The sequence below is a fragment of the Kitasatospora sp. LaBMicrA B282 genome, assembly GCF_050325825.1.
GTDB lineage: Bacteria > Actinomycetota > Actinomycetes > Streptomycetales > Streptomycetaceae > Kitasatospora.
On record NZ_JBNQTI010000060.1, the window covers coordinates 38,059 to 45,445 of the forward strand.

Annotated in this window: 7 protein-coding genes and 1 tRNA gene; 3 read left to right on the plus strand and 5 right to left on the minus strand. The window is 74.6% G+C overall.

Annotation, left to right across the window (positions count from 1 at the left end; genetic code table 11):
• Nucleotides 1-193 precede the first annotated feature (193 nt).
• Nucleotides 194-844: a histidine phosphatase family protein gene (locus ACQRUO_RS18625; protein ID WP_428317082.1), complete on the plus strand. Its 651-nt coding sequence runs from the start codon at nucleotides 194-196 to the stop codon at nucleotides 842-844.
• 56 nt (nucleotides 845-900) lie between these two features.
• Here ACQRUO_RS18625 and ACQRUO_RS18630 read toward each other — a convergent pair whose 3' ends face one another.
• On the minus strand, nucleotides 901-2,265 hold the full coding sequence (locus tag ACQRUO_RS18630) for a tetratricopeptide repeat protein (RefSeq protein WP_428317083.1): 1,365 nt from the start codon (nucleotides 2,263-2,265) through the stop codon (nucleotides 901-903).
• Nucleotides 2,266-2,810: 545 nt separating this feature from the next.
• Between ACQRUO_RS18630 and ACQRUO_RS18635 the strand changes: the two genes are divergently transcribed.
• Nucleotides 2,811-3,257, plus strand: coding sequence for a hypothetical protein (locus tag ACQRUO_RS18635; RefSeq protein WP_428317084.1), 447 nt, complete (start codon nucleotides 2,811-2,813; stop codon nucleotides 3,255-3,257).
• A gap of 67 nt (nucleotides 3,258-3,324) precedes the next feature.
• The gene (locus ACQRUO_RS18640) at nucleotides 3,325-4,212 is read left to right on the plus strand and encodes a spermidine synthase (protein WP_428317085.1); all 888 of its coding nucleotides are present in this window, start codon (nucleotides 3,325-3,327) and stop codon (nucleotides 4,210-4,212) included.
• 29 nt (nucleotides 4,213-4,241) lie between these two features.
• Here the strand turns inward: ACQRUO_RS18640 and ACQRUO_RS18645 are convergent, their stop codons facing one another.
• From ACQRUO_RS18645 to orn, 4 genes are all read right to left on the minus strand, one after another.
• The gene (locus ACQRUO_RS18645; RefSeq protein ID WP_428317086.1) at nucleotides 4,242-5,231 is read right to left on the minus strand and encodes a hypothetical protein; all 990 of its coding nucleotides are present in this window, start codon (nucleotides 5,229-5,231) and stop codon (nucleotides 4,242-4,244) included.
• 305 nt (nucleotides 5,232-5,536) lie between these two features.
• Nucleotides 5,537-5,986 carry a DUF4442 domain-containing protein gene (locus ACQRUO_RS18650; protein WP_428317087.1) on the minus strand — a complete coding sequence of 150 codons (450 nt, stop codon included), beginning with the start codon at nucleotides 5,984-5,986 and terminating at the stop codon, nucleotides 5,537-5,539.
• A 156-nt stretch (nucleotides 5,987-6,142) separates the two neighbouring features.
• Nucleotides 6,143-6,218 (minus strand) — tRNA-His (locus tag ACQRUO_RS18655).
• A 165-nt stretch (nucleotides 6,219-6,383) separates the two neighbouring features.
• Entirely contained in the window at nucleotides 6,384-6,986 is a 603-nt protein-coding gene (orn, locus tag ACQRUO_RS18660) for an oligoribonuclease (RefSeq protein ID WP_428317088.1), read from the minus strand.
• Nucleotides 6,987-7,387: the final 401 nt, after the last annotated feature.

Consider the following 7,387-nt stretch of genomic DNA (forward strand, 5'->3'; position numbering starts at 1 on the left):
CGCACCTGGTACCGACAGCGTGGTGCTCACGGTGCTGCCGCCGCGCACCCTCGCCCGCGCCGGCGGGGTCACGCACCTGGGCGTACCCCTGGGTAATCGTCGGGTAGGGGATCATGTCAGTGCACCCACTCAGTGCATCCACCGCCCTGGCGCCGGCCCGAGTGCCGGTGCCCAGCCACCCATGGAGCCCGCGATGCCCGCTCGTCTGATCCTCGTCCGCCACGGTGAGACCGCCTGGTCGGCGAGCGGCCAGCACACCGGTCGGACCGACATCCCGCTCACCGAGGAGGGCCGGCAGATGGCCCGGGCCCTCGGTGCCCGGCTGCGCCGCGCTCCCTGGCTCGGCCTGCCCGACGCCGACGTCTACACCAGCCCGCTCTCCCGGGCCCGGGAGACCTGCGAGCTGGTCGGCTTCGGCGGCCGCGCCGTGGACCGCCCCGAACTGATGGAGTGGGACTACGGCGCGTACGAGGGCCGCACCGGCGCCGACATCCGCGAGCACGACCACCCCGGCTGGCTGATCTGGCGGGACGGCGTCCCCGAGGGCGAGAAGCTGGCCGACGTGGGCGCCCGGGCCGACGCCTTCCTGGCCGGGATCGCCGAGGACCACGGGACCCCGCACCCGGACACCACCACCATGCACGCCGCCGACCGGGACGTGGTGGTCTTCGCCCACGGCCACCTGCTGCGGGTGCTGGCGGCGCGCTGGCTGGGCCAGGCACCGGAGTTCGGGCAGCGGCTCAAGCTGGGCACGGCGGCGCTCTCGGTGCTCTCCTGGGAGTACGGCCTGCCGGCGATCGAGATCTGGAACGACCACAGCCACCTGGACTCGCCGGGCGCCTGACGGGCCGGCAGCCCCGGGGCCGATACCCCCAAGGCCGGTGCCCCCGGCGGTCGCGGTCAGGCCGCGAGCGCGTTGTCGTAGCCGGCCAAGAACGCGCCGACCTCGTCGACCTGGGCGAAGCCGCGCAGCCGGGTGGCGGTGTCGGCGAGCATGGCGCGGATCCGGGCCGACCGGACCCGGCCGAGCAGCTCCACCGCCGCGCTGCCGTGCACGCCCGCCCCGGCCAGGTCGCCGCGGCCGAGCCGGTCGTGCGCCAACTCCGCGGTGTACAGCGCGCGGTTGCGGACGAACTGCGGATGCTGCAGCGCCATCGCCTGCCCGGCCAACCGGCTGGCCCGGTCCCAGTCGCCCAGCGCCGACCAGCACTGGGCCTCCAGGCCGGCGATCTCGGCCTCGCCGAAGAACGACATCCACTCCGGATCGCCCTCGCCCTCGCCGCGGTCGAAGAGCCGGTACCCCCGGGCCAGCGCCCGTTCGCAGGCGCCCCGGTCGCGCAGCACCGCCCAGCCGCCGGCCTCGCGCATCGCGAGCAGCGCGAGCAGGCGGTCGGAGTCCAGCCGGCGGGCCGCGCTCTGGCCGGCCTGCGCGGCCCGCAGCGCCTCGCGCGGGCGGCCGGCGTCCCGCGCGAGGAAGGCGCTGTTGCAGAAGACGTGCGCCTCCAGGGCGCTGTCGTTGGCCATCCGGGCGGTGGCCAACGCCTCGGCGTAGAACGACCTGGCGTCCGCCAGCCGGTGCGAGTCGTGGGCCAACCAACCCACCGAGATGGCCAGTTCGCCGGCGGTGGCCTGGAGCTGCCGCTCGGTCGCGAGCGAGTAGTCGCCCTCGTTGAGCAACAGGTAGGCGTGGCGCAGCGACTGCCCGGCGCGCTCGAAGAGGGTGTCGCCGCCGTGCGCGTCGTCGGCCAGCCGGATGTCCCGGACGGCCTGCTCGACCAGTCGGACGTCGGCCCGGCCGACCTTTCGCTGCGCGGGCAGCGGGAGGGCGCTGGGCGCGGTGGCTCCCCGCGCCGGGGCGTCCAGGCCCAGCGCGGTGGCCAGGGCGGTCGGGCCACCGTGCAGGAACGTACGGCGGAGCACGTCGTCGTTCTCCTCGTCGAGATGCTGTGGGTCGAGATGCTGTGGATCGAGATGCTGCGGGGTGCGGTGGGCGGGACGGTTGCGGACCGCGGTGCGCGGTGCGAAGCCGAGCTCGGTCAGCGTGTGGTCCGGCCACAGGTGCCGGAACACCCGCTCGTAGGCGTAGTTGGGACAGCGGATCGCGCCGGCTTCCACCCGGCCGATGTACCGGGCGTCGCAGGACACGTGTTCACCGATCTCCCGCGCCGCGCGCCGGATCACGGTCGCGAACTCGGCGGGGGACAGGTCGCCGCGCAGCTCGCGCATCACGGTGTTGGGGATGGGCACAGTGGTTGCGGGGGCCATGGCGCGCTCCGGGCTGAGGCGGTGCGGGGGCATGCCGACCGGTGGGGACGGACGGCTGCGCCCGGCCGGACTCGGCGGCGGACCCGCTGGCCGGGCCCGGACGGGGGCCGGCCGCGGCGGACCGTGCGGTCCGGTGGGGCGATGGCTCGACAGTACCGGCTGTCACCACAGCCTCACGATGGGTTCGCCGGAAAATAGCCCTCATTTGAGGTCAAATCCGACATTTCTTGAGGGTTCTGCCATGAAATGCCATGGCTTGCTGTAAGGCGCCCCGTGGCCAATCCCGCGTCCGACCCGTTGTGTTGGTATCGGGCAGCCGGGGGGCGCTCCCGAGGTGTCACCTAGTCATCGTCCAGCTCCGACTGCCATTCATACCATCAGTGCTTTTTTCTCACTGACGGATCCTCAGTTTCCCTCAGTGGCCGGGGAGTCCGGCGGCGCTCAGTCGAACGTGAGGGAAAGCGGAAGTGTGGGTCGCGCGGAGCGCGCCGAACGGCGAACCGAACAGCGAATCGAGCAGCGCACCCAGCCAGGAGGGCCCACGCATGATGGTCACCGGAATCCCGCAGTTCCGCAGTTTCCGGGCAGGCGAGCTGCCGCGCCTGCTCGGGTCCGCCCCCGAGCTCCGCGGCCCCGGCGGCCGTCCCGCCCGGGCCGGTGACCAGCAGCCGTACGACACCGTCACCGCTCCGCTGCGGCTCGGGCTGGAGGCGCTCGACATCCTGCGGCTGCGCCGCGCCTGCGGTTCGGTGGCCCAGGGCGTCGGGATGACGGTCGCCTTCCTGGTCCCGGGCGGTACGGCGGCGAGCTGGCACCTGCCCGGCACCTCGTGCAGCTCCGGAGCCGTCGCGCTGACCGCGACCGATCCGTGCTGGCTGGTGCCGCCGGCCGGTCCGGACGCCCGCACGGTCGCCACCGACCCCTGGGTGCTCCGCTCCGCCCTCTGTGAGGCCGCCTGCACGTTGACGGCCAGCGGGCTCGGCCCGCTGTAGCGGCCCGCTGCCGGCAACCCGGCTCCCACCTGCGCGTTCGCCCGGCCACCAGGGGATACTTCGCCCCATGGGACGAGAGCGACGGGCCCCGCGCAAGCGGCCGACCAGCACCGAAGCGGCCGCGACCGGCCCGCGCGCGCAGCAGACCGACTCCGGCCTGGCCGAGCTGATCCCCGACCGGGACCACCCGCAGGCCTGGTCGCTGCTACTGGACGGCGCCCCGCAGTCGCACGTCGACCTCGCCGACCCGACCCGGCTCGCCTTCGAGTACCAGCGCCGCCTCGGCCACCTGATCGACCTCGCCGCCGAACCCGGCAAGCCGCTGCGCGTGCTGCACCTCGGTGGCGGCGCGCTGACCCTGGCCCGCTACGCCGCGGCCACCCGGCCCCGCTCGCGCCAGCAGGTCGCCGAGCTGGACACCGGGCTCACCGAGTGGATCAGGACCGAACTGCCGCTCCAGGCCGGCTGGCAGATCAAGGTCCGCGGCGGCGACGCCCGCGCCGTCCTGGAGCGGGCACCCGAGGCGGGCGCCGACCTGGTGATCACCGACGTCTTCTCCGGCGCCCGGGTCCCCGCGCACTGCACCACGGTGGAGTTCGCCACCCTGGCCGCCCGCGCCCTGGCCCCCGGCGGCCGCTACGCCGTCAACATCGCCGACGGCGGATCACTGGCCTTCGCCCGCTCCCAGGTCGCCACCCTGCTGGCGGTCTTCCCCGAGGTCGCGTTGGTCGCCGACCCGGCCGTGCTGCGCGGCAAGCGCTTCGGCAACCTGATCCTGGCCGCCGCCCACACCCCGCTGCCCCTGGTCGACCTCGGACGCCTGATCGCGACCGACGCCGCCCTCGGCCGCCTGCTGCACGGTCCGGAGCTGGCCGCCTTCCCGGCCGGCGCAGCAGTGGTCACCGACGCGACGGCCGCCTCGTCGCCCGCACCGCCACCGGACGCCTTCCGGTAGCCGCGCCGGGCACGGGCATGGCCGCGGCTCTAGTGACCGCGGGGGAGTCCCCGGTGCTTGTACATGGCGGCGCCGGTCAGCAGCAGGCCGGCCGCGATCGGGATCAGCACCGCGTTCTCGGTGCCGGTGGCGGCGAGCGGTTCGGCTGCCGTGGTGCCGGACGCGTCGGTGAGGCCGGTGAGGGAGGAGTCGATGCCCGGCACCACGACCGGCGCGTTCAACACGTCGGGGGTGGTCGTGCCAGCGCGGGCGGCCCTGCCCACGGCCGTGCGACCGTTGTCCCGGGAGGCGGCCGGTTCGACGTTGCGGGCGCTCGCCGCGATCTCCGACACGCCGTCAGCGGTGCCACCCGTCCCGCCGGCCCCGTCCGACTGCGGGAGGTTTCCCTCGTCCGCCTCCGCTCCGCGATCGCCGCGGCCACCGGCGACCGGGGCGGTCCGGTCGGCCGCGGAGCCGTTGCCGTCGGCACCTCGGCCGACCCGCGCCGCGGAGCTGCCGGGCAGCTCGCCGTGCTCGCCGCCCGTAGCAACCGCCGCCCCTTCCGGGGTCCGGCCGTGCGCCGGGTCGCTCGGCAGCAGGGTGTCCGCGAGCGCGAACGCGTCCGGCACCGTGTTCGCCTGGCCGGGGAGCGGGAGGCCGCCGGTCCGGATCCGGTCGTGCAGCAGCTGGTCCACGTCCTGTCCGCCGGCCTCCAGGCCGGCCGCGCCCGCCGCGCCCAGGACGCCCGACACCCCTGCCGATCCGGTCTGGCCGGTGCCCGTGCCGGTGCTCGTGCTGCCACTCGGGCCGGCGCCGACCGGGTGGGCCTCGGGAACGTCCTGCGGAGCCCGACCCGCGGCACCGTGCGCACTGCTTGCGCCGACCGAGCGGACCGCGGGGCCCGCCGGCGCGCCGGTCGTCGCGTGCGCCGCGCCGACCCCGATGCCGAGCCCCCACATCTGCGCCAGCACCGCACCCCCGGCGGCCAGCACGCGCGGCCCCGCGAACCGCACCCCACGTCCGCGGCGCTGCTCCGGCACCCGGTGCAGCGCGAGTGCCGGGAGGCGCTCGGGCGACTGGCGCTGCTTCGGGATCCGAGGCGGTGGGGACGCGTGATTGGCTTGCACGTGAGGGGAGAACGAGCCGCTCCGCCGTGAGGTCACGCCCGGCGTTGACGCAGCGTCAACCGAACGACCGGTCAGGGGCACTTTTCGGCCCTTCTGGCGGTCGCTGACCGCGACCCGGCGCGCGCGGTCCGTCCGACTCGGTTCACGCCCTGTTCCGCGCCCGCTCGCGCGCCCCGGTACTCCGCGTGTGCCGGCGCACGGCCGGCACGATCACGGGATCAGGAGTTGGGGCGCAGCGTCCACAGGGCCCGCATCTCGCCGGTGACGGCACCGTCGCTGTCCCGGGTGATCGTGACCTCGACCGGGAACTCCGGGCGCTTGCCCTCGTCCAGCTCGGCGATGATCTCCGCAGCCGGGCGGCCCAGCGTGGCGGTGGCCGTCACCACGCCCATGGCCAGCTTCTTGTAGGAGATCTCGGCCTTCACGAGCAGCGGCACGGCGCGCGAGAGCTGCTCGCCGAAGGCCGCCAGGACGATGCAGCCGCTGGCCGACTCGCCGAGCGTGAACATCGCGCCGGCGTGCGGTCCGGCCACGTGGTTGTGGTAGTCCGGCTGGTCCGGCAGCTGCAGCACTGCCCGCTCCGGGGTGGTCTCCAGGTACTCCAGGTTCAGGGTGCGGACCATGGGAACGGTCGCCGTCAGCATCTGGCCGATCGTGGGAGTCGTCATGGCAGCCATGTTACTGGTCGGTAGCCTCGCTGGGCAGGGGAGGCTGCGAAAGATGTTCGACGAGGTGCGGATGGGGCGGCCCGGGCCGACGGAGCGCGGCGCGACGCGAAAAAGCCGAAGGCCCGATCTTCACTCGGAAGACCGGGCCTTCGGCACTGGGGTGAGCGACGGGACTCGAACCCGCGGCCACCTGGACCACAACCAGGTGCTCTACCAACTGAGCTACGCCCACCATCTGTCCTGCGCGTTTCCCGCGCTGACAGGAAGAACTCTACAGGATCCGAGAGGGTGCTCGCGCCAGGGTTTTCCAGCGCGACCAGCACGGACGGCGGTTGGGCGGCACCGGTGTGGCCCAGGTCACCACCCGGGGTGGCACCGGTGCCGTTCGGGGGCGGACTCAGCCGAGGGGCTGCTGGTACTTCGCCGCGATCTCCCGGGCGGCGTCGCCGTCCGGGCCGGGCAGCGGGACGAACACCGCCTCCCGGTAGTAGCGCAGTTCGGCGATGCTCTCCCGAATGTCCGCCAGCGCCCGATGGCTGCCGCCCTTCTGCGGGCTGTTGTAGTAGGCCTTCGGGTACCAGCGGCGGGCCAGCTCCTTGATCGAGGAGACGTCCACGATCCGGTAGTGCAGGTGCCCCTCCAGGGCCGGCATGTCCCGGGACAGGAAGCCGCGGTCGGTCGCCACCGAGTTCCCGCACAGCGGGGTCTTGCCGGCCTCCGGCGCATGGGCGCGGACGTAGTCGAGCACCAGCTGCTCGGCCTCCGCCAAGGTCACCCCGTCGGCCAGCTCGTCCAGCAGTCCGGAGGCGGTGTGCATCTCGCGCACCACCTCCGGCATGGTCGCGAGCGCCTCCTGCGGCGGGCGGATCACGATGTCCACGCCCTCGCCGAGGATGTTGAGCTCGGAGTCGGTGACCAGCGCCGCGACCTCGATCAGCGCATCGCGATCGAGGTCCAGGCCCGTCATTTCACAGTCGATCCACACCAAACGGTCGTTCACATGGGTCACCCTACGGCGCACTCCGGCAACCCGGGCAGTGCCGGGGCCGTACCGGCTTTGAGCGGCGTGGACCGGCGTGGACCGGCGGGCGGGGGCACCACGGGCGGGGCAGGGCGGGAGGACCGGGTGGTGAGTGGTGGCCGGCGCGGTGGCGGGCCGCCGAGACGCCAGGGGCCCACCTCCGGAGAGGTGGGCCCCTGCGCAGTGGCCGGGCCGGGCCGGGCCGCGTCGGCGGCCGGGCTAGGCCTCGGCCGCGGAGTCGGCCGCTGACGGGCCCTCGGGCGGTCGCACCCCGCGCGATCCGCCGAGGCTGTCCGCCGCCGCGGCGCGCGGCGGCTCCCGCCGGGTCAGGCCGTCCCGGGCCGCCTGGGCGGCCGCGGTCTGGGCGGCCGCCGCCTGCG